General features: G+C 68.8%; 14 protein-coding genes. 6 read left to right on the top strand and 8 right to left on the bottom strand.

Annotated elements, in window-relative coordinates:
• Window positions 1-200: 200 nt before the first annotated feature.
• Window positions 201-614 carry a DUF2007 domain-containing protein gene (locus KA419_08395; protein MBP7865958.1) on the top strand — a complete coding sequence of 138 codons (414 nt, stop codon included), beginning with the start codon at window positions 201-203 and terminating at the stop codon, window positions 612-614.
• Window positions 615-773: 159 nt separating this feature from the next.
• Here the strand turns inward: KA419_08395 and KA419_08390 are convergent, their stop codons facing one another.
• On the bottom strand, window positions 774-1,664 hold the full coding sequence (locus tag KA419_08390) for a hypothetical protein (GenBank protein MBP7865957.1): 891 nt from the start codon (window positions 1,662-1,664) through the stop codon (window positions 774-776).
• Between the two features lie 733 nt (window positions 1,665-2,397).
• Complete coding sequence (locus KA419_08385) at window positions 2,398-3,762, bottom strand: phosphoglucosamine mutase (GenBank protein MBP7865956.1); 1,365 nt, start codon at window positions 3,760-3,762, stop codon at window positions 2,398-2,400.
• 146 nt (window positions 3,763-3,908) lie between these two features.
• Between KA419_08385 and KA419_08380 the strand changes: the two genes are divergently transcribed.
• A complete protein-coding gene (locus KA419_08380; GenBank protein MBP7865955.1) occupies window positions 3,909-5,405 on the top strand; it encodes a hypothetical protein in 1,497 nt (498 codons plus the stop codon).
• A gap of 63 nt (window positions 5,406-5,468) precedes the next feature.
• On the opposite strand, the gene KA419_08375 is transcribed toward KA419_08380, so the two are convergent.
• Complete coding sequence (locus KA419_08375; protein MBP7865954.1) at window positions 5,469-5,858, bottom strand: hypothetical protein; 390 nt, start codon at window positions 5,856-5,858, stop codon at window positions 5,469-5,471.
• Window positions 5,859-6,084: 226 nt separating this feature from the next.
• Here KA419_08375 and KA419_08370 point away from each other — a divergent pair, with 226 nt between their 5' ends.
• On the top strand, window positions 6,085-7,755 hold the full coding sequence (locus KA419_08370; protein ID MBP7865953.1) for an amidohydrolase: 1,671 nt from the start codon (window positions 6,085-6,087) through the stop codon (window positions 7,753-7,755).
• Between the two features lie 522 nt (window positions 7,756-8,277).
• Window positions 8,278-10,317, top strand: a complete 2,040-nt coding sequence (acs, locus tag KA419_08365; protein MBP7865952.1) for an acetate--CoA ligase — start codon at window positions 8,278-8,280, stop codon at window positions 10,315-10,317.
• A 115-nt stretch (window positions 10,318-10,432) separates the two neighbouring features.
• Here acs and KA419_08360 read toward each other — a convergent pair whose 3' ends face one another.
• From KA419_08360 to KA419_08345, 4 genes are all read right to left on the bottom strand, one after another.
• Window positions 10,433-12,265, bottom strand: a complete 1,833-nt coding sequence (locus KA419_08360) for an NAD(P)H-dependent oxidoreductase subunit E (protein MBP7865951.1) — start codon at window positions 12,263-12,265, stop codon at window positions 10,433-10,435.
• On the bottom strand, window positions 12,262-14,979 hold the full coding sequence (gene fdhF, locus KA419_08355; protein MBP7865950.1) for a formate dehydrogenase subunit alpha: 2,718 nt from the start codon (window positions 14,977-14,979) through the stop codon (window positions 12,262-12,264). The genes KA419_08360 and fdhF overlap by 4 nt, the downstream gene beginning before the upstream one ends.
• 26 nt (window positions 14,980-15,005) lie before the next feature.
• Window positions 15,006-15,392 (bottom strand): response regulator, encoded by a 387-nt coding sequence (locus KA419_08350; GenBank protein ID MBP7865949.1) that lies wholly within the window; start codon window positions 15,390-15,392, stop codon window positions 15,006-15,008.
• Window positions 15,393-15,489: 97 nt separating this feature from the next.
• On the bottom strand, window positions 15,490-16,782 hold the full coding sequence (locus KA419_08345) for an OFA family MFS transporter (protein MBP7865948.1): 1,293 nt from the start codon (window positions 16,780-16,782) through the stop codon (window positions 15,490-15,492).
• 256 nt (window positions 16,783-17,038) lie between these two features.
• Between KA419_08345 and fdhD the strand changes: the two genes are divergently transcribed.
• Window positions 17,039-17,815, top strand: coding sequence for a formate dehydrogenase accessory sulfurtransferase FdhD (fdhD, locus tag KA419_08340; protein MBP7865947.1), 777 nt, complete (start codon window positions 17,039-17,041; stop codon window positions 17,813-17,815).
• The gene (locus KA419_08335; protein MBP7865946.1) at window positions 17,812-18,426 is read left to right on the top strand and encodes a molybdenum cofactor guanylyltransferase; all 615 of its coding nucleotides are present in this window, start codon (window positions 17,812-17,814) and stop codon (window positions 18,424-18,426) included. Before fdhD ends, KA419_08335 begins: the two co-directional genes overlap by 4 nt.
• Before the next feature lie 306 nt (window positions 18,427-18,732).
• On the opposite strand, the gene KA419_08330 is transcribed toward KA419_08335, so the two are convergent.
• Window positions 18,733-21,156, bottom strand: a complete 2,424-nt coding sequence (locus tag KA419_08330) for a serine/threonine protein kinase (GenBank protein MBP7865945.1) — start codon at window positions 21,154-21,156, stop codon at window positions 18,733-18,735.
• Window positions 21,157-21,209: the final 53 nt, after the last annotated feature.

Below are 21,209 nucleotides of genomic sequence, written 5' to 3'. Positions count from 1 at the left end.
TCCGGATTACGCTCCCCCCGCGGGGGGGTGCTGTCGTATTTCACCACGAAAGGGCCGCGGGTTCCAGCGGGAAAGCGGGGCCGCGCACCGGGCGCATCCACCGCCTCCCGCGACCGGTCCTCGCATCCCCGCGATCAGTAAAGGCTTGCGCTCATGCGGATTTCGTGCCATAATGACGGAAAATCAGGCCAGGAGGCTTTATGTGGTGCCCGATCTGCAAAGCCGAGTACGTTGAGACCATCACCGAGTGTTCGGATTGCCATGTGGCGCTGGTGGAAACCCTTCCCGAGGATTCGGAGGAAGTGGAGTACATCCCCGGGCACTGGGCGGTGGCGGCCGAGTTCGCCGACGAGGTGGCCGCCAATCTCGCGGAAGGGCTGCTCCAGGAGAACGGCGTCGAGTGCCGCCTGGAGAACCAGACTTTCCATGCGGGCCCCGTGACGGTGTCCGAGGACATCACCCACTTGCGCATCTGGGTGGAGCCCGAGAACCTCGAGGAAGCGAAACGGATCCTGGAGGAGGCCGAGAACTACGACCTCTGCTCCGAGTGCGGCGCCGTGGTGCTCAAGGAGGACGAGAGCTGCGCGGAGTGCGGGGCGTCCCTCCAGGACTGAAACCCCCGCAACAGTCGCGAAAGGGAGATTTCCCGCGAATAACGCCAATTGACGCGAATAACGAATACAGAGAAACAAAGAGACTTGTGATCTTCCGATTCGCGTGTTTCGCGGGCTGGGCAGGCTTTTTTGCGGGGGCGTCAGGACCGGGCGGCCGGCTCACTCGTCGTGAATGGAACGGGAAAGCGCTGAAAGCACCTTGAAATTCAGGTAATTGACGATATTCTTCACATCCTGGCGGTACTTGGTCACGTACTTGGCGAACCGGTCCTCCTGGTTGAAGAAAAGGGTGTTCTCCATCTCCCCCACCGCGTCGAGAAGCTCGATGAAGAGGTGGATCATCTTCCGGTAGACGGCTTTGACGCGGATCTTCTCCTCGAGGGGCCACCGCTCCGGCTGGAAGGTCCTGGGAAGGGTCTCCAGCTCGGCGATCACCTCCGCCGCCAAATCCGTGATGATGTCGTTGATCTCGGCGAAACAGGTGGACTCGTAGCGCTTCGGGTCCAGCAGCCTCCCGTCCGCCATCGATTTCACCATCTCGAACTGGTCCATCAGGGACAGCACGTACAGGTTCAGGCCGTCCCAGGGCAGGTGGTTCATCTGGGGCCGGATGAAACACCGCCCGATGTAGATCTTGTCGGAGTAGTGCTTTTTCAGTTCCTCCGCCGTGGCGGTGTAGAGCTTGATCTCCAGGATCTTCTCTTCCTCGATGAAGCGCTTCAGGCGCGCCAGGAGGAGGTGGTCGTTCTGCTCGATGAAGTAGGTGGAGGTCTCCAGGAGACAGGTGTCCACCACCAGGGCGTGCAGGATGCGTTCCTTGAGGTAATCCAGCACGTCCGCCTTCGCGTTCACCATCTCGTGGACCCGCTCCTCGTAGTGGTTCCCCACGGGGTGGAGGCTCGGGGTCAGGGTGCAGCAGGTCCCGTCCGCCTGGGGGATCTCCAGGTAGATGTTGGGCCGGACGCGCTGCTGGAAATCGTCGAAATGAACTTTCTTGAGCGGTGGAAGCTTGGATCGGACGAGCCCGGAGATGAAGTCGATGAAGGCCATGGCTGCCCCCTTCGCGACGGTTCTGAACCCAGTTTAGCCCCATTGCGGGGGGAAAGCAAAGGGAAAAACGCGGCGACCCGGGCGTTGTGCCCCGCGATTTCGCGCGACACCTGCGGCCCGTTTGATGAACCTTGCGCCCCGGAGGCGGCGCCGGAACAGCGCGGGGCATCGGGCACCGCCGCCCCGTTCGCAGCGGGGGGAGGGGGAGCCGGATACTCAAGCGGCCCTCCCTGCCCCCAACCCGGATAAACCGGAGAGAAACCACGGATGAACACGGATGAACACTGATGAACACGGATCATCCGGACGCTCCAGAATAAAAAAAACAGGCGGTCTTTCCCTCTCGCAAAGGCGCAAAGACGCCAAGCCTCGCACAGCCGGAACCGGAAAAGGGGGACCCCTCTGCGAGGCTTTGCATCCTGGCGTCTTGGCGAGAGACCGTTCTCGTCGATTCCGGACCAGGACCGGCACAAGCGGGGCGTTCCAGCCCCGGGGGATGCATAGCGACGCTGCAGGGATCCCCTCCGTCCCCTCATCGGGTTTACCTTCACCGAAGGCGGTGGGAATCCACCGACGACCTCAAATCCTGCTCATTTTGCCAAGGATCTTACTTCAAAGGGACTAGGCTTTTTCCGGGACTTCGCCCGGTAACAGCGGCCTGGGAAGGCAACCGGGATCGACAACCTGCTGGTAAGAACGCAGCCGCTAAAGCGCCTGTCTTCCTGCGGTCGCGTCAGCTTTGCCGGATCTGGTCCAGGAGCGGCTCGAGGGCCGGGAGGATGCCGTCGAGGCCCTCGGCTTCCACGAGGACCCTCAGGAGGGGCTCCGTGCCGGAGTAGCGGATCACGGTCCGCCCCGCTTCGCCCGCCAGGCGCTTCACGGCCTCCTCCAGGCGGCCGACCGCGTCGATCTCCGCCAGCGGCTTCCGCTCGCGGACCCGGAGGTTGAAGATCCGCGAGGGGCAGGGGGTGTAACCCAGGAGCAGCCCCGGGAGCGGCTCCCCCGTATCGGCCAGGACTTCGAGCAGCAGGCAGCCGGCCAGGAAGCCGTCCCCCGTCAGGGCGTACGGGGCCACGATCAGGTGCCCGGAGGGTTCCCCCCCGAGGGCGCAGCCCTGCTCCCGCAGCCTCGCCTGGATGTGCCGGTCCCCCACGGGGGTCCGTTCCAGGCGGATCCCGTCCCGGGCGAGCGCCCGCTCCAGGCCCAGGTTGGTCATCACCGTGCCCACCACCGCGGCCCCGGGGAGCGCGTTCCGGCTGGCCAGCCACCGGGCGAGAACGTACAGGAGGGCGTCCCCGTCGAGGACCCGCCCGGCCGCGTCGCAGGCCATGAGGCGGTCCCCGTCCCCGTCCAGGGAGAGCCCCAGGCCGGCGCCCGTCTCGACGACCGCCCGGGCCGCCGTTCCGGGGCAGACCGCCCCGCAGCCGGCGTTGATGTTCCGCCCGTCGGGGGTGTCGTGGATGGCCAGCAGGGAGAGGCCGAAGCGGTCCGAGGCAAGCCGGGCCAGCGGGGAAGCCGCCCCGTTGGCGCAGTCCACCACGACCCGCAGGCCCGGGCGCCCGGCCGTGCCGCGGGGGAAGGACCGGCCCAGGAAATCCGTGTACTCGCGCAGGGTTTCGGGATCGGCGGCCAGGTCGACGGCCGGGTCGAGGGCAAAGGCCGGCGGGGGGGCCTCCCCGCCGTCGTCCCCGGGCGCCGTCGACCCCGGGACCTCCGCCTCGACGGCCGCCTCCAGGTCGTCCGGGAGCTTGGTCCCTTCCGCCGTGAGGAATTTGAGCCCGTTGTCCGTGTAGGGGTTGTGGGAGGCCGAGATCACCAGGGCGCCCGCGCACCCGTGCCGCGCCGCCGCGCGCGCCGCGACGGGGGTCGGCAGGACGCCGAGATCGAGGGTGGCCACCCCGGCCGCCGCGAAGGCGCGTCGCGCCCGGTCGCGGATCCAGGGCCCGGATTCGCGGGTGTCCCGGGCCACCAGGACGGCCGGCCCCCCCCCGCCCGCCAGGCGGCGGGCCACGGCCGTGCAGACGGCTTCGACGGTGCGGCCGTCCAGGGGGAACCGCCCCGCCTCACCCCGGATGCCGTCGGTCCCGAACAGCTTCATCCCCGGCCTCCTTCCCGCCCAACTGCCGTCGCCACGGGGGCGCGGCCCTACCATTCTACGCGGAAGAAAAGTTTTTTTGAAAAAAAATGGGGCGGGCGTCGGAAATCTTCCGGCGAAAACGTTATCTACGGTAGAGGATGTTTGCCATGGAAACGGCGCCACTGTCCCCGGAGTACCTCGAGACCCTCCTGACGGTCTGCCCCGTCCGGGTTCGCCCCGAGGGGAAGGCGGAGGCCCTCCGGCTTCCCCCCGGCGCCTGCGCCCTCACGGGCGCCGCCCCGGGGGCCCGGTTGATCCTCCTGCCCGGTCACCGCTCGCCCTTCCGCTTCGAGGCCGTCACCCCGGGGGCCTTCCCGGTCCTGCAACTGGAGGGCCCGGAGGGGACCGTGTTCCTGGAGTTCCTGTCCGACCGCGACTTCGGCCCCCCCGGCGAGTTGAGCCCCGCGGCCATGCGCGCCTACTACGACGCCCTGTTCCGCCACGTCCTGCGGCGGGCCGGGTCCTTCGCCTTCCGCCTCCAGTCCGCCGCCTCCTCCCCGGACCCGCGCCTGCGCTGGGGGAGCCGTTTCTGCCGGCTGGTCTTCCGGCGCCCCGGGGGTTACACCGCCGGCATGGCCCTCTACCCCTTCCAGGGCGCCGAGCACTCCGCCGCTTTCCTGACCGCCGCCCTCGCGTGGTTCCACCACTGCCGGGAGAGTCGGCGGGGGTTCGACAACCACCTGGTTCTGTGCTGCCACCGGGATGGGGCGGTCCAGGTCCCGGGACGGCTGGGGTTGCTCAACCCCGCCATGGTCCGGCCGCACCTGTGGGCCTACGACCCGCCGCTCCGCGCGCTGGAGGAGTGGGGCTTGGCGGCCGGCGGGGCGACGGCGCCCGCGGACTTCGAGTTCACCCCTTTCCGGCCCTCCCACGACAACCCCGTCGTCGCGGACCTGCTCCGGCGCCACGCCCCCCACCTGGACCTCGAGACCCAGCCCCGCGCCTTCGACCAGGTGACCCGCCTGGGTCTCCCCATCGCCCAGGTCTTCGGCCCTTCCGAGGGGGACGTCCGGATCGGGTGGCGCTCCCCGCGGGTCCCCTACCCCGACTTCCCGCCCCGGGAACTGGACCGGTGGGTCCGGGACGTGATTCGCCTCCGCAGCTTCCCCGCGCCGGAACGGCGCCACGACGTTTACCGGCGCTGCCCGGAACGGTGGATGGAGTGCGCGGTGCTGAAGGACCTCCGGGGCCTGGACCCCGGCTTCCGCCCGGAGTGGGTCTATCGCCAGGTGCCGGCCTGGCGGGGCGGCGGCCGCTCCGTCCTGGACGTGCTGACCCTGGACGCCGGAAACCGCCCCGCCGTCCTCGAGATCAAGGCGGACCGGGACGAGGCCTGCCTTTTCCAGGCCCTCGACTACTGGGACAAGGTGCGGGAGGGGATGGAGGCCGGGACCTTCCAGGCCTGCGGGTACTTCGAGGGGGTCCGACTGGCCGGCGGCCCCCCGCGGGTGTTCATCGTCACCCCGCTTTTCGTCACCCACCCCCGTCTCCTCCGGGTGGCCGGCTACCTCTCCCGGGACATCCCCCTGTTCCTGCTGGAAGGCAACCTCGACTGGCGGGGGGGGTGGCGGACCCTCCGCCGCAGCGCCCCCGGTGCGGGGTGAAAAAAGCCCGGCCCGACCACAGGGTCGGGCCGGGGCTTCCCTCGATTCGAAAACGGGGCCGGGTCACTTGAAATTCGACATCTCCGACTGGATCCCCTTGAGTTCCTCGGCGGCACCCTCGATGCCCTGGACGCGCATCATCTCGCCAGCCACCTTCATGGACACTTCCATCAACTCCTTGAGCTTCTCTTCGAGCTTTTTCTTGGTGGCCTCGTCGGGCTCGGGGAGGGCCTTGCCCTTCTCCTTGAGGTCGTTCAGGCGCTTGACGATCTCCTGGAGCTTGGGGACGGCGGCCTTGGCCGAATCCTTGTCCTTGATCCCCTCGAGGACGGTCCCCATCTCCTTCATCGCGGCGATCATGTCGTTCATGAACGCCTCGTGGGAACCCTTGCTGCAGCCCGACAGGGGGAGGAAGACAGCGACCGCGGCCAACAGGACCAGCACTTTTTTCATGGCGGACTCCTTTGAGCGTTGAATTTTGGCTTTCAATCCCGGGGGAACTGAAAACGGGAAACAATGAAAAAAATTATAACAGGGGATCGGGGCCGGCACAAGCGAAAACAGGACGTTCGGGCCCGGCCTGCCGAGCGGAAAACAGGGCCGCCGGGGAAAAACCGGACCGGAAACGGCCGGGTTTTGGGTATACTTTCCTTCCTGAACCTCCAACGGGGAGTCGACCATGGAACGAATCACCGCCGCCGGCCTTCTGCTGATGCTCTTCGCGGGCATTTCCGCCCCCGCCCAGGCCCCCGCCGACCTGGTCCTCACCAACGGGGTCTTCATGACCCTCGACGAGGAGCGGCCCATGGTCCGCGCCCTCGCCGTCCGGGACGGCCGCATCCTGTCCCTCGGCAGCCCCGAGGAGATGAAGGCGCTGACGGGGCCGCACACCCGGGTCGTCGACCTGGCCGGGGCGGTGGCCTACCCCGGCTTCATCGACGCCCACGCCCACGTCCGCGGGCTCGGGGCGTCGATGGGTGTCCTCGACCTCACGACGGCGACATCCGAGGAGGACGCCGCCGCGAGGGTGGCCCGGGCCGCCGCTTCCGCGAAGCCGGGCGAGTGGGTCCTCGGCCGGGGCTGGGACCAGAACCGGTGGCCCGGCAAGGCCTTTCCCGGGCGGCGGTCCCTCTCCCGGGCGGCGCCGCGCAACCCCGTCCTCCTGCGGCGCGTCGACGGGCACGCCGGGTGGGTCAACGACGCGGCGCTCCGCGTCGCCGGCATCGGCCGGAAGCCGCCGGAGGTCCGGGGCGGCGAGGTGCTCGTCGACGCCGAGGGCCGGCCCACGGGCATCCTCGTGGACAACGCCATGGACCTGGTCGGCCGGCACGTCCCGCCCGCCACGCCGGAAAAGATCCGGCAGGACCTGGAAAAGGCCCTGAAGGAGTGCGCCCGCCTGGGGATCACCGAGGTGCACGACGCCGGGGTGGGCCCCTCCGAACTCGACGCCTACCGCCGGCTGCTCCGGGAAGGCCGGTTGAAGGTCCGCATCTGGGCCATGCTGGAGGGGCCGGAGCCCTGGCTGGAGAAAGAGCTGGGCGGCGGGCCGCGAGAGGAGGACCCCGAGGGGATGCTGACCCTCGGCGGGGTGAAGTTCTACGCCGACGGCGCCCTGGGTTCCCGGGGGGCCTGGCTGCTGGCCCCCTACGCCGACCGCCCCGACGCGTCGGGCTTTCCCCTCACCCCCCCGGACGAACTGGCCCGGCTCGCGTCCCTCTGCGCCCGGTGGAGGGTCCAGGCCTGCACCCACGCCATCGGCGACCGCGCCGTCCGGGAGACCCTGGACGCCTACGCCCGGGCGCTGGCCGGCCAGCCCGACGGACGGGGCCGCCGGTTCCGGGTGGAGCACGCCCAGGTGGTCGACCCCGCGGACGTCCCCCGCTTCGCCGCCCTCGGGGTCATCCCCTCCATGCAGCCCACCCACTGCACCTCGGACATGCCCTGGGCCCCGGAGCGGCTCGGCCCGGTCCGCACCCTCTACGCCTACGCCTGGAAGTCGTTCCTGGCCACCGGCGCCCGCATCGCCGCCGGGACCGACTTCCCCATCGAGCTGCCGAACCCGGTCCACACCTTCTACGCCGCCGTCACCCGCAAGGCCCGGGACCAGGGCCCGCCGGACGGCTGGACCCCGGGGCAGCGCCTCACCCGGATGGAGGCCCTCCTGGCCATGACCCGGTGGGCCGCCGAGGCCGCTTTCCAGGAGGAGCGCCTGGGCCGGCTCGCCCCGGGGTTCCGGGCCGACCTCACCGTCTGCGACCTCGACCTCCTGAGCCTTCCCGAGGAGAAAATCCCCGACGTCCGCGTCCTCTGGACCGTGGTGAACGGGAAGATCGTCTACGCGGCGAAGTGAGGGACCGGCGCCGCGCCGCCGGCCCGGACGGGCGGTGACGGGGCGGCCCGGCTTCCCTCGGGCCCCCGCGCCCGCCGGGAGGGCCCGGTGAAATCCCTTGCGTTCGACCGTCCCGGGCCCTACAATGGCGTCGATTCTCAACGATTTTCACCAGGAGGGTGACCCATGGCCCGGGAACTTCGCCTCGAACTCCACAACCGGATCCCCGAGATCGAGAGGGTGGCCGAAGCGCTGGAACAATTCGGCGCCGAGAACGCCCTGAGCCCACGGGGGGTCCTGGCGGCCAACCTGGCGCTGGAGGAGTTGATCGTCAACATCATCTCCTACGCCTGGGACGACGAGGGCGATCACCTCATCACGCTCGGGATGAGCCTCGGCGAGGGGGGCAACGACCGGGAGCTGACCCTGGTCCTCGAGGACGACGGCCGGCCCTTCAACCCCTTCGAGATGGAGGACCGGCCCCTCCCGGAGATCCCCCTCGACAACCTGGAGGACCTGTGCCTGGGCATCCACTTCGTCCGGATGCTGGTGGACCGGCACCACTACGTGCGCCGCGACGGCCGGAACGTCCTCCGGCTGAGCCTGCTGGACGTCCCGGACAAGAAGACCATCACCTCCATGATGTCCGAACGGCGGGTGTTCCCCCCCGCGCGGGACTTTGCCGGGAAGGCCCGCGTCCGCAGCCTGGCCGACTACCGGGAGGAGTACGAACGCTCCGTGGCGGACCCCGCGGCGTACTGGGCGGAAAAGGCGGAGGAACTCACCTGGTTCAAGCGGTGGGAGCAGACCCTGGTCCACGACTTCGCCAACGGCCGGCACGAGTGGTTCCTCGGCGGCCGGATCAACGTCTCCGTCAACTGCCTGGACCGTCACCTGGACACCTGGCGCAAGAACAAGGCCGCTCTGGTCTGGGAGGGCGACCGCCCCGGCGAGAGCCGGACCCTGACCTACCAGCAGCTTCACCGGGAGGTCTGCCGCTTCGCCAACGTGTTGCACCGGCACGGCGTGCGAAAGGGCGACCGGGTCACCCTCTACCTCCCCATGGTGCCGGAACTCCCCATCGCCATGCTGGCCTGCGCCCGGATCGGCGCCATCCACAGCGTCGTCTTCGGCGGCTTCAGCGCCGAGTCGCTCCGCGCGCGGATCGTGGACTGCGAATCCTCCCTCCTGGTCTGCGCGGACGGGTACTTCCGCGGCGGAAAGGTCGTCCGAAGCAAGGACGTGGCCGACCGGGCCCTGGAAGGCCTGGAGAGCCTCCGGAGCGTCATCGTCGTCCGCCGGGCGGGGATCGACGTCCCCTTCAAGGCCGGGCGCGATTTCTGGTGGGACGCGGAGACGGCCGACCCCGGCCTCTCGGATGCCTGCGAACCGGAGCAGCTCGACGCCGAGGACCCCCTCTTCATCCTCTACACCAGCGGCAGCACGGGAAAACCCAAGGGGGTCCTCCACACCCAGGCGGGATACCTCCTCTACGTCAGCCAGACGTTCAAGACCATCTTCGACCTCCGGGACGAGGACACCTACTGGTGCACCGCGGACATCGGCTGGGTGACCGGGCACAGCTACATCGTCTACGGGCCCCTGGCCAACGGCGCCACCAGCCTCATGTTCGAGGGCACCCCCGCCTGGCCCCACCCGGACCGGTTCTGGGAGGTGGTGGAGAAACACCGGGTGAGCATCTTCTACACGGCCCCCACCGCCCTGAGGGCGCTCATGAAGGAGGGCGACGAGTGGCCCTCCCGCCGGGACCTCAGCTCCCTCCGCCTCCTGGGGACCGTCGGGGAGCCCATCAACCCCGAGGCCTGGATGTGGTACTACCGGGTCATCGGGAAGAGCCGTTGCCCCATCGTGGACACCTGGTGGCAGACCGAAACGGGCGGGATCCTCATTGCGCCGATCCCGGGCGCCGTGCCGGCCAAGCCCGGCTCGGCGACCCTCCCCTTCTTCGGGATCCGGCCGGAGGTGATCAAGGAGGACATGTCCGCGGCCGCGGTGAACGAGGGCGGGTGGCTCGTGGTGAGACACCCGTGGCCGGGGTTGATGCGCCGGGTCTACGGGGACCCGGAGCGGTTCAAGAAGACGTACTTCTCGCAGTTCTACGGGGCTTACACCACCGGCGACAGCGCCCGGATCGACGAGGACGGATACTTCTGGCTCATGGGCCGGATCGACGACGTGATCAACGTCTCCGGCCACCGGCTGGGGACCGCGGAGGTGGAGAGCGCCCTGGTCTCCCACCCCGCCGTGGCCGAGGCCGCCGTGGTGGGGTTCAGCCACGAGATCAAGGGGCAGGGGATCTACGCCTTCGTCACCCTGAAGACGGGCGTTCGCCGGGGCGATGCCCTCGACGCGGAACTCAAGCGGCACGTCCGGGAACAGATCGGGGCCATCGCCGCGCCCGACCGGATCCAGTTCGCCGAGGGGCTCCCCAAGACACGGTCCGGGAAGATCATGCGGCGGGTCCTGACCCGCATCGCCGCCGGCGACGTCACCGACCTGGGCGACGTCAGCACCCTCTCCGACCCCTCCGTGGTGGAAGATTTGGTCCGCAACCGGGCCTGAAGCCGGGGGCGGCGGTCGGACGAGGGGCTCTCTTCCCGCGCCGCCCCGGGCTGACGACACGAAAAAAAACCCGCCGGGAGGGCGGGTAGGGATCACCGGTGCCGAGACGGGTCCGTCAAGGGTACCCGCCGCGGTAGTACTGTGCCAGGGAACGGTCGCAGGCGGGGCAGGCGTGCCCCGGGTTGCAGTGGTTCTCGAATTCGGCCCGGAAATTCCGCAGCATGGTCTCCACGGGCATGACCGGCGACTGGCCCAGGGCACAGAAGGAGGCCTTCTTCATCATCCGGGCCTTCTCCAGCATCTGGTCCAGTTCGGCGACGTCGGCCGTCCGTTCCGCCAGCCGGCGGGCGTGATGGTGAAGGTGGGAGACCCCGACGCGGCACGGGATGCACTGCCCGCAGGACTCGTGCTCGAAGAAGGAGAGGATCTGGAGCAGGAAATCCACGGGGCAGGCGGTCTCGTCGCACACCAGCACGACGCCGGAGCCCAGGGTGACGCCCTGCTTGGGGGGGGTGTCGATGTCCAGGGGCAGGTCCAGCAGGTCGGGACCCAGGATCCCGCCGGCGCTTCCCCCCACCTGGGCGAAACGGAAGGTCCCGCCGCCCTTCATCCCCTGGCCGTAGACGTCGATGATTTCCCGGAGGGTGGCCCCCATGGGGAGTTCCACGAGGCCGGTCCGGTTGAGCCTGCCGGAGAGGCAGTAGAGCTTGGTCCCGGGGGCGGAGAGGGTGCCCAGTTCCTTGAACCACTCGGCGCCCTTCTCCAGGATCAGGGGGACGGACATCAGGGTCTCGACGTTGTTGACGGTGGAGGGGAGGTCCCGGAAACCGGCCTGGCCCGGGAAGGGCGGCTTGAACCGGGGGTAGCCGCGAAGGCCCTCCATGGAGTTGATCAGGGAGGTTTCCTCGCCGCAGACGTAAGCGCCGCCGCCCTCCTTGATGAAGACGTCGAAGTCGACCCCGGAGCCCTGAAGGTCCTTTCCGAGGTAGTTCTTCTCCCGGGCCTGGTCGATGGCCCGCTGGAGGGTTTCGATGGAGCGGCGGTACTCGCCGCGGACGTAGATGTAACCGGTCGTGGCGCCGGTGGCGAGGCCGCAGAGGGCCATCCCCTCGAGAAGCAGGTGCGGGTTGCCCTCCATGAGGACCCGGTCCTTGAAGGTGCCGGGCTCGCCCTCGTCGGCGTTGCAGATCACGTACTTCTGCATGGGCCCCTTGACCACGAAGGACCACTTCAGGCCGGCGGGGAAACCGGCGCCGCCGCGGCCGCGGAGACCGGACTCCTTGACCACGGACACCACCTCGGCGGGGGTCATGCCGAGGGCCTTCCGGAGCCCCGCGTAGCCGCCGTGCTCCAGGTAGCTCCCGATGCTGCCGGGGTCCACCTTCCCGATGTTCTCCAGCAGGCGCCGCGCCTGGCGGTCGTCCTCGATGACGGTCGCCACGGCCTCCGTCTCGGGGCCGCAACGGCAGCCGCCGGCAGCCGCCTGCTCCCGGTAGGTCTTGAAAATGGAGGCGAGACGTTCGGGGGTCAGGTTGCCGTGCAGGTCATAGTTGACCATCATGGCCGGGGCCACCGAGCAGACCCCCAGGCACTCGCAGCGCTCCAGGCAGAAGAGGCCGTCGGCGCTGACCTGGCCCTCGCCGATGCCCAGGAGGTCCCGGATCGCCTCGAACACGCTGATGGCGCCCATGGTGTGGCAGGGCGCGGACTTGCACACGCGGATCAGGTAGGGGGCCCGGGGGGTCGTCCTGAACATGGTGTAGAAGTCCACGAACCCGGCCAGGGCGCTCGGGGGGAGGTTCATCTCCTCGGCCACGCCGCGCAGGACGTCAGGGGCGAGGAAGTTCTTCCCGGAAAGGGTCTCGAGTTCCCGCAGGATCAGGAGCAGGTGTTCCCGGTCGCGGCCGTGTTTTTCCACGACGGTTCGGATCAGGTTCGTCTCGCTCATCGTTCGCCCTCCATCGGGTACACTTTTTCCAACTTGCAGGCGCAGACCTTGTACTCGGGGATCTTGCAGACCGGGTCAAGGGCGTCGATGGTCAGCACGTTGGCGGCCGCCTCGTGGAAGTGGAAGGGGATGAAGAGAACGTTCGCCTTCGGGCGCTCGCTGAGGAGCACCTTCAGGCGGATGCTGCCCCTCCGGGTGGAGACGGAGACCACTTCCCCGTCGGTGATGTGGTGATTCTGGGCGTCGACGGGGTTGATCTCCACGTGGGGCTCGGAGACGATCTCGTTGAGGATCTTGGAGTTCCGGCTCATGGTCCCGGTGTGAAAGTGCTCCAGGAGCCGCCCCGTGGTCAGCACCAGCGGGTACTCGGGGTCCGTCTCCTCGGCGGGCGGGGTGTACTCGATGGCGGTGAGCAGGCCCATCCCCCGGGCGAAGCGGTCCTTGTGCAGGTACTGGGTCCCCGGGTGGCCCGGCGTCGGGCAGGGCCACTGCAGGAGTTCCCGGTCGAGGCGCTCGTAGGTCATGCCCGCGTAGGACGGGGTGAGCTTGCGGATCTCCTCGAAAATTTCCTCCGCGGATTCGTAAGCCCAGTTCGCGCCCAGCCGGTTGGCCACCTCGCGAAGGACCCACCAGTCCTCCCGCGCGTCGCCGGCGGGCTCGACCACCCGGTGCATCCGCTGCACGCGGCGCTCGGTGTTGGAGACGGTGCCCTCCTTCTCGAGGAAGGCGTAGCCGGGGAGCACCACGTGGGCATAGCGCGCGGTCTCCGTGAGGGTGATGTCCTGGACCACCAGGAAATCCAGCTTCTCCAGCGCCTCGATGACGTGGTGCTGGTTGGGGTCGGACAGGACCGGGTTCTCGCCCATGACGTAGAGCGCCTTCACGCGGCCCTCGAGGGCGGCGTTCAAGGACTCCACGATGGTCAGGCCCGGCTTGTCGGGGAGCGGCGGGCAGCCCCAGGCCTGCTCGAACTTCTGCCGGGCCTCGGGACTGGTCACCGGCTGGTAGGCGGTGAAGACGTTGGGAAGGCCGCCCATGTCGCAGGCGCCCTGGACGTTGCTCTGGCCGCGGAGGGGGTTGACGCCGCCGCCGGGGACGCCGATGTTGCCCAGGAGCATCTGGAGGTTGGCCACGGATTTGACGCCGTTCACGCCGGACTTGAACTGGGTGATGCCCATGCAGTAGTAGGCCGCCATGGGCTTGGCCGAGGCCAGCAGCCGGGCGGCCTTCACGATCTGCTCCGGGTCTTCCAGGCCGCAGATCCCGGCCACGTGCTCCGGGGTGTACTTCCGCAGGACCTGCTCCAGCTCGTCGAAGCCCTCGCAGCGGTTCCGGACGTAATCCGCGTCCTGGAGGCCGTCGCGCAGGATGACGTGCATCAGGCCGTTGAGGATGGCGATGTTGGTCCCCGGCCGGATCTGCAGGAAGACGTCGGCGTAACGGGCCAGCTCGATGCGCCGGGGGTCGACGACCACCAGCTTCCGGCCGCCCCGGATGACGGCCTTTTTGATCATGGCCCCGATGACGGGGTGGTTTTCGGTGGTGTTGGACCCGATGACCAGGAACGCTTCCGAGAGCGGGATCTCCCGGATGGAGTTGGTCATGGCTCCCGAACCCATGGTGGCCGCCAGACCGGCGACCGTGGAGCTGTGTCAAAGGCGTGCGCAGTGGTCGACATTGTTGGTGCCGACCACTGCGCGCATCATTTTCTGGAGAAGGTAATTTTCCTCGTTGGAGCACTTGGCGGAGGTGAAGGCCATGACGGCGTCGGGGCCGTGTTCCGCCTTCACCTTGCCGATGTTTTGCGCCACGAGGGCGAGGGCCTCGTCCCAGCCGGCCTCCACGAGTTCCCCGTTCTTCCGGACCAGGGGCGTTTTCAGCCGGGACGCGTTCTGGACGAAGTCGAAACCGAAGCGCCCCTTGACGCAGAGGTGGCCCTCGTTGGGCCCGTCGAGGGCACCCTCGGCCTTGACCAGCCTGCCCTCCTTGTTGGTGAAGAAGTCGATCTTGCAGCCGACGCCGCAGTAGATGCAGATGCTGGACTCCTTCGACAGTTCCCAGGCCTGCCCCCGGCCCAGCACGGTCTGGAAGGAGAGGGCGCCGGTGGGGCAGAGCTGCACGCACTGTCCGCACTGGACGCAGTCGGAGTTCCCCAGCAGGTCCCCGATCCCCGTGGTGAGCTTCGCGTGGGAGCCCCGGCCCGCGAAGTCCCAGACGCGGTTCATCTGGATCTCCGCGCAGGCCTTGACACACCGGCCGCACAGCACGCAGCGGTTCTCTTCCCGCCGGAGGCCCTCGCTCGAGGCCACGTCCCGGGTGCGCCGGTTCCGGGGCAGCCCGGGGGGCGGGGGTTCCTCGATCCCATGCTCGAAGCAGAGCGCCTGAAGTTCGCAGCCGCCGTTGGCCTCGCAGTAGAGGCAATTGTGGTCACCCTCGGTCATCAGGAACTGCAGGATCCCCTTCCGGACGGCAAAGAGGTCGGGGTCCGCGGTGACGACGTTGATCCCGTCCGCCACCGGTTCGGTGCAGGCGGTCTTGTACAGCGTGTTGTTCACCCGGACCACGCACAGCCGGCAGGCGCCGGTGCGGCTGACCTGGGGGTGGTAACAGAGCGTGGGAATGCGGACGCCGTTCTCCCGGGCGACTTCCAGGATGGTCTGCCCGCGCCGGCACTCCACGTCCCGGCCGTCGAGTTTGATCTTCAGGTTCGACATGTCCTTTCTCCTTGTCCGCGACCGGCTCACTTGAGGATTTTTCGGACGGTCTCGAGGAGCTTCTTCGCGGGGGTCGGTTTTTCCAGGAAGACGCTGACGGGCCACGGCCGTTCGGAAATGTGCTGAAAGGTCTCGATGTAGTTTTCCGACTGGGACATGGCGGTCAGCATGACGATGGGGATGTCCCGGGTTTCGGCGTTCTCCTGGAGTTCCCAGGCAAGGTCGAAGCCCTCGGTTTCGGTGGTCATCATCACGTCCAGCAGGATCAGGTCGGGTTTCGAGGCCTCGATGCACTTGCGCGCCTCGCTGCCGTTGCCCGCGGTGGACACCTCGTACCCTTCGGCTTCCAGCGTGATCTTGATGGGGAGCACCAGATCGAAGTCGTCATCGACGACGAGAATCTTGTAGGCCATGGTGTTCGTACCTCCTTTGCGGGGCCCGGTTCCGGCCCGGGGCCCCGACGGGTTTCGGGGCCGGGTCCGACCGGCCCCGAAACTGAGCGGGTTGATGCTATTTCTTCTCCTCGGCGGAGAAGGTCAGGTGCTTGTCGTTGAGGAACAGGGCGATCAGCAGGCCGAGGGCCAGGAAGGCCGCGCCGGTGTAGAACGAGTACATGGAGGCCTTGTCCGCGAACTTGTCCTTGATCATGGCGAAGATCTGGGGGCCCACCACCCCGGCCGCCGACCAGGCGGTGAGGATGACCCCGTAGACCTTGGGCATCAGCTTGGCGCCGTAGACGTCCTTGACGAAGCTGGGCATGGTGCCGAAGCCGCCGCCGTAGCACAGGAGCACGTAGCAGACCAGGGCCCCGAAGATCCAGGGGTTGCCGGTGAACACCATGATGATGAAGGCGACGATCTGGGTGAGAAGCAGGAGGCGGAAGACGTTGGCCCGGCCCAGCTTGTCGGAGAGGCCACCCCAGAGGAACCGGCCGACGCCGTTGAAGAGGGCGCTGATGGCGATCAGGGTGGCCCCGGCGGCGGCGAGGGCCTCGGGGGTCAGGGCCGCGTCGGTTTTCTTCAGAATGTCCTGCATCATGGGGGACTGCAGGGAGATGATGGCGATGCCCGCGCAGATGTTGCAGAAGAACACGATCCACATCATGAGGAACTTGGGGGAGGACAGGTACTTCGACAGCGGGTGCTCGTCGGAGGCCGCGGCGGCGGCCTTGGCGGCGCCGCCCGGCGGGGTGTAGCCCTTGGGCACGTAGCCGGCGGGCGGGTTCTTGATGAATGCGGCGAAGAGGATGCACAGCACCAGGAAGAGGGCGCCGAGGTAGTAGAACACCTGGACCAGGTTGCCGCCGGTCATCTTCATGAACTCGGGCGCGAGGAGCTTGGACATGACCAGGGCGCCGAAGCCGAAGCCCATGACCACCATGCCGGTCACCAGGCCCTGCTTGTCGGGGAACCACTTGGACGCGGTGGCCACCGGGGTGACGTACCCGAGGCCCAGGCCGCACCCGCCGATCACCCCGTAACCGACGAGGAGCATGGGCAGGGACTGCTGGCTGAGAGCGAAACCGCCGAGCAGGTAGCCGAGCCCGAAGAGGACCCCGCCGCTGACCGCCAGCTTCGTCGGGCCGAACTTGGCCAGGTTGATCCCGCCCCAGGCGGCCGCCAGGCCCAGGAAGCAGATGGCCAGGTTAAAGGCCCACATCACCTCGGAGTTGCTCCACCCGTACTTGGCCATGAGGGGCTTCTGAAAGAAGCTCCAGGCGTAGACGGTGCCCAGGCAGACCATGAGCAGGGTGCCCATGATGGCGATGAGCCAGCGGTTCGGGGTCTTTTCGGTTGCGTTCATCGGCATTACCTCGTTACATTTAGGATGGTGTTTTCCCGGTCGTCGCTTGCAGGGCCCGGGAGGGGGCATTGTATGGAAAATCGGCCCTGATTCCAATAAAAAAAACGCCGCTTCAGCGTGAATTCGGGAGGATTCGGGAGGGGCGGAACAGCCGGTTGAAGTCCCGGCGGAATTCCGTGCGGCAAACCCGCCGAAGCGGCCCGGGCGGTATGGCAACCGGGGCGGGAAGGTGCTATCATTCGGCGGGAGGCGGGACATGGAAGAACACGACATCGTTCGGTTCGCAGAAGGGGCCTTGCGGGCCTGCCGGGACGTCCTGGTGAACGAGGCCCGGATCGGGATCTGGGTCGACGGCGAGGAGGTCGCCGGCCTGATGGCCCTGCCCGAGGAACTGGAGGAACTGGCGCTGGGTTTCCTCTACGGCGAGTGCGCGTTCAACGACCCCTCGGACATCCGCGAGGTCTCGGTCAATCCCCGCCTGCACGCCGTCACCGTCGCCCTCGGGACGAAAAACCGCCCCAGTCTGCCCGACGTGGTCCGCACGTTCACGTCCGGTTGCGGCCGGGGGATCTCCCGGATTTCGCCCTACTGGACCGGGCACTTTCCGGCCGTCCGGTCCGGGGCCTGCCACCCGGCCGGGGAAATCCTGGAGGCGGTCCGGACGCTGATCGGGAGTTCGACACTGTTCCGGGACACCGGGGGCGTTCACTCCGCCGGGTTGTGGACGGGCGGGCGTTTCCCCCGGACCTGCGACGACATCGGCCGGCACAACGCCGTGGACAAGGTCGTCGGCCACGCCCTGCGGGAGGGGTGGCCCCCCGGCGAGGGTTCCCTCCTGGTCACCACCGGCCGGCTCAGCAGCGACATCGTTCTCAAGGCCGCCCGTGCCGGGGTCCCCGTGCTGGTTTCCCGGTCGGCGCCCACTGCCGGGGCCGTCCAGCTGGCCGAGGCGCAGGGGATCACCCTGGTGGGATTCGCCCGGGCCGGGCGGTGCAACATCTACACCCATCCCGAGCGGGTCCGGGAGTCATGAGGAGCGATGTCCTGCCGGCGGCCGGGCTCATCCTGGCCGGCGGCGACAGCACGCGCATGGGCCGGGACAAGCTCCGGCTCCCCTGGGGGGAGGGGACGCTGCTTTCCCGGATCGCGGCGGAAGTGGCGGCCACCCTGGTCGAGACCTGGGTGGTGGGGCCCTTCCAGCCCGGTCTCGCCGCGGAGATCCCCGGCATCCGCCTCGTGAGCGACGAACCGCGGATCGGTCCCCTGGGCGGCCTCCGGGCGGGATTGGCCGCCATGGCGGCCGAGGCGGGGGTGGTGGTGGCCGCCGACATGCCCTTCGTCACCTCCCGGTCGTTGCGACGCCTCTGGGAGATTTCGGGGGACGCCCCGGTCGTCGTGCTGCGCACCGCGGACGGCCTGCATCCCCTCTTCGGCGTCTACCGCAAGGCCTGCCTCCCCGCCGTCGAGGACGCCATCCGCCGGGGCGATCACCGCATGCGTTCCTTCTGGGCCGGCTTGCCCGTCCGGGTCATCGACGTGGTCGGCGACCCGTTCTGGAAACACACCCTCTTCAACATCAATTCGTCTTCGGACTACCAGCGTGCACTCGAACTCCAGGGCCCTCACCGAAGCGCCCCGGGCTGAGCTTTCACCTTGATAATGCGCATCATTTGCAAAATCCATCCGCCGCCGGGCCCCGAAGCCCGGTGCGTCGTTTACGCCGGGTGGGGGTCACGGAACTCCAGAAAAACAACGGGACAACCCGATATGTGGAAAAATCTGTGGAAAACGGGGTCTGCGGAACCCGCAGACGGTGCACCGGTTGAAATATTTCTGCAAGTAACTTAAAATCAATGCGTTACAATTTTGTTGAAAACGCATGGGGTTACGATATCCTGCTCCGGATGTTCAAACTAGCAAGGTTTTGCACACCTTTTTCACAAGGCGGGATCACCGGCGGAAGGGTCGGGGTCGGACCCGGCCCGGAGGGGCGGGGTCGGTGCGGTCGGTCGGGGAGTTTTCCGTGGGCGCGGCGCGGAGGGCCTTTTCCCGGAGCGCCGCCAGTTGGAGGGTAACGAGGCCGAAGGAGCGGGAGAGGGCCTCGGACTCGAGCCCCTTGAGCGCCTCCAGGGCCTTGAGGGGCTGTTTCATCCCCAGGGCCAGGTAGGCCTTCAGGAGCTGCGCCTGGAGCTTGAGCCCGACGAAACCCGAGGCCGCGGCCCGCCGCATGAGAGCGTCCATGCGATCGAGGTAGACGGATTCGAGCTTGGCGGCGCCGCGCACGGCCGCCTCGATGATCATCACGGACAGCCGGGTGTACAGGTCCTGTCCCCGGGCGGCGGCGGTGGCGGCGTCCACGGCGGCCCGGGCGGGCTCCGCCTTCCGGGCCTGGAGGCGGGCGTGGGCCAGGAGGGCGCCGGCGAGCGCCTCGTCCGCGGGGCGGTTGAGCCGGCGGAACTCGCCCACGAGCGTTTCGGCCATGGCCGCCGCCTCGTCCGGGCGGTTCCGGTAGACGGTCACGGCGGCCTTCCCCAGACGGGCGGCGGCCTTGGCGACGCCGTCGGGGGCGGCGTCGAGCGACTCCGCGAACGCCCGCTCGGCGTCGGCGAGCATTCCCCGGCTCAGCAGCGACCACCCCTGCCAGAGGAGGGCCCCGGAACGCTCGCGGGGGAAAGCGCCCGCGCGGGCGGCGTGGAGCACCAGGCGAGCCCGGTCGTAGGCCGCGTGGAGGTTTCCCAGCCGGTAGTCGGCCTCGGCCTGGTTCAGCCGCACCTGCAGGGCCCGCTGTTTTTTCCCGGCTTTCTCGAAGCGGTCACCGGCTTCGCCGAAGAGGCGGGCGGCTTCCGCCGTCCGACCGGCGGACAGGGCGTTCCCCGCCTCGGCGGCCTTCGCTTCGGCGTCCGCGGCCGGGTCTGCCGCGGGAGGCGGTGGCGGGGTCGTTTCGGCCGCCGTGACCGGTGGAGCGGGGACGACGGGGGCGGGCGACGCCGCGGCCCCGGGGGAAATCGCGGCCCCGGGGGAAACCGCCGGGGCGGCCGGGGGGGCGGGAGTCGCGGCCGTCACCGGGGCGGGTGCGGGGACCGCCGCGGCCGGCGGTGCGGGGGGCAGGGCCGGGGGCGGGACCGGGGCGGGCTCCGGCCCCCGGTTTCCCGCGATCCCGCCGATCCACACCAGGGCGGCGCCGCCGGCCAGGACGAGGGCGAGCACCGGGAGGATCACCCGCCACGGGAGACGGCGGCCGGTTGCCGGGGCGGGCGGCCGGGGGCCGGGGGCGGGACGCGCCGCGACCGTCGCCGCTGCGGGCGGTCCCGGCCGGGGGATCACCTCGGTGTCGGCATCGGCGGGCACCGGGCGCCTCCCTTCCAGGGCTTCCACCACCGCTCCCGCCCGCTGGAACCGCCGGCGGGGGTCTTTCTGCAGGCACCGGAGCAGGACGGACTCCCACAGGGGGTCCAGCTCGGGAACGTGCAGCCGGGGGGGCTCGGGCGGCTCCACCAGCCGCTTGACCATGGTGGCCACCGGCGTGTCCCCGGTGAAGGGGAGCCGACCCGTCACCATCTCGTAGATGACGACGCCCAGGGCGTAGAGGTCCGCCGCGGGGGTGACGGGGCTGCCGTCAAGCTGCTCCGGCGAGATGTAGGCCGGGGTGCCCAGCACGCTGCTCTGGCAGGTCTTGAAGGTGAGCGAGGCATCGGCGCCTTCCACGGTGCGGGCCAGCCCGAAATCGGTGACCACCGCCCGGGTCCCGGAGGGCCCCTCCGCGAGGATCACGTTGGCGCCCTTGAAGTCCCGGTGGACGATCCCGGTGGCATGGGCGGCGTCCAGGGCGGCGGCCAGTTCCCGGATGATGGGGAGGGCTTCCGGGGTCCGGAGCCTTCCCCGCCGGCGGACCAGGTCGGTCAGCGACTCGCCCCGGAGCAGTTCCATGGTCAGGAAGGCGACCCGTCGACCGGGCCCGGGCGGCTCCGGCGAAAAATCGTGGTAACCCATGTCATAGATGCGGCAAATGTTGGGGTGGGTGACCCGACGGGCCAGCTGGATCTCCCGCTTGAAGCGCCCCACGGCTTCGGCGCCGGCGGTGTCGGCCCGGAGGGTTTTCAGCGCGAGCCGCCCGTGCAGCTCCTCGTCCTCCACCTCGTAGACCTCGCCCACGCCGCCCCGCCCGATGAAACGGGCGACCCGGTAACGCCCCGCGACGAGTTCCCCCGGCCGGAAGGTTCGGGGAAGGCCTTCCCCGTCGTCGAGGGTCATCGCCAGGGTCCCGCCGTCCGCACCGGGCTCGAGCGGAAGCGTCCGGTCCATCATGGCGGTCGGGTCGTCGGCCCCGACCCGGGCCGTCTCACGCCCTGTTTCCTTTTCGTCGTCCCGTGGCATTCCCGTTCACCCCATCGACATTGCCGCATATTTTAACCCTCTTTTTGGGCTTT

This window comes from Acidobacteriota bacterium (assembly GCA_018001935.1).
In the GTDB taxonomy this organism is placed as follows: domain Bacteria; phylum Acidobacteriota; class JAAYUB01; order JAAYUB01; family JAAYUB01; genus JAGNHB01.
The sequence above is the reverse complement of the archived record's forward strand: the minus strand, read 5'-3'. Positions and strand labels throughout refer to the sequence as shown.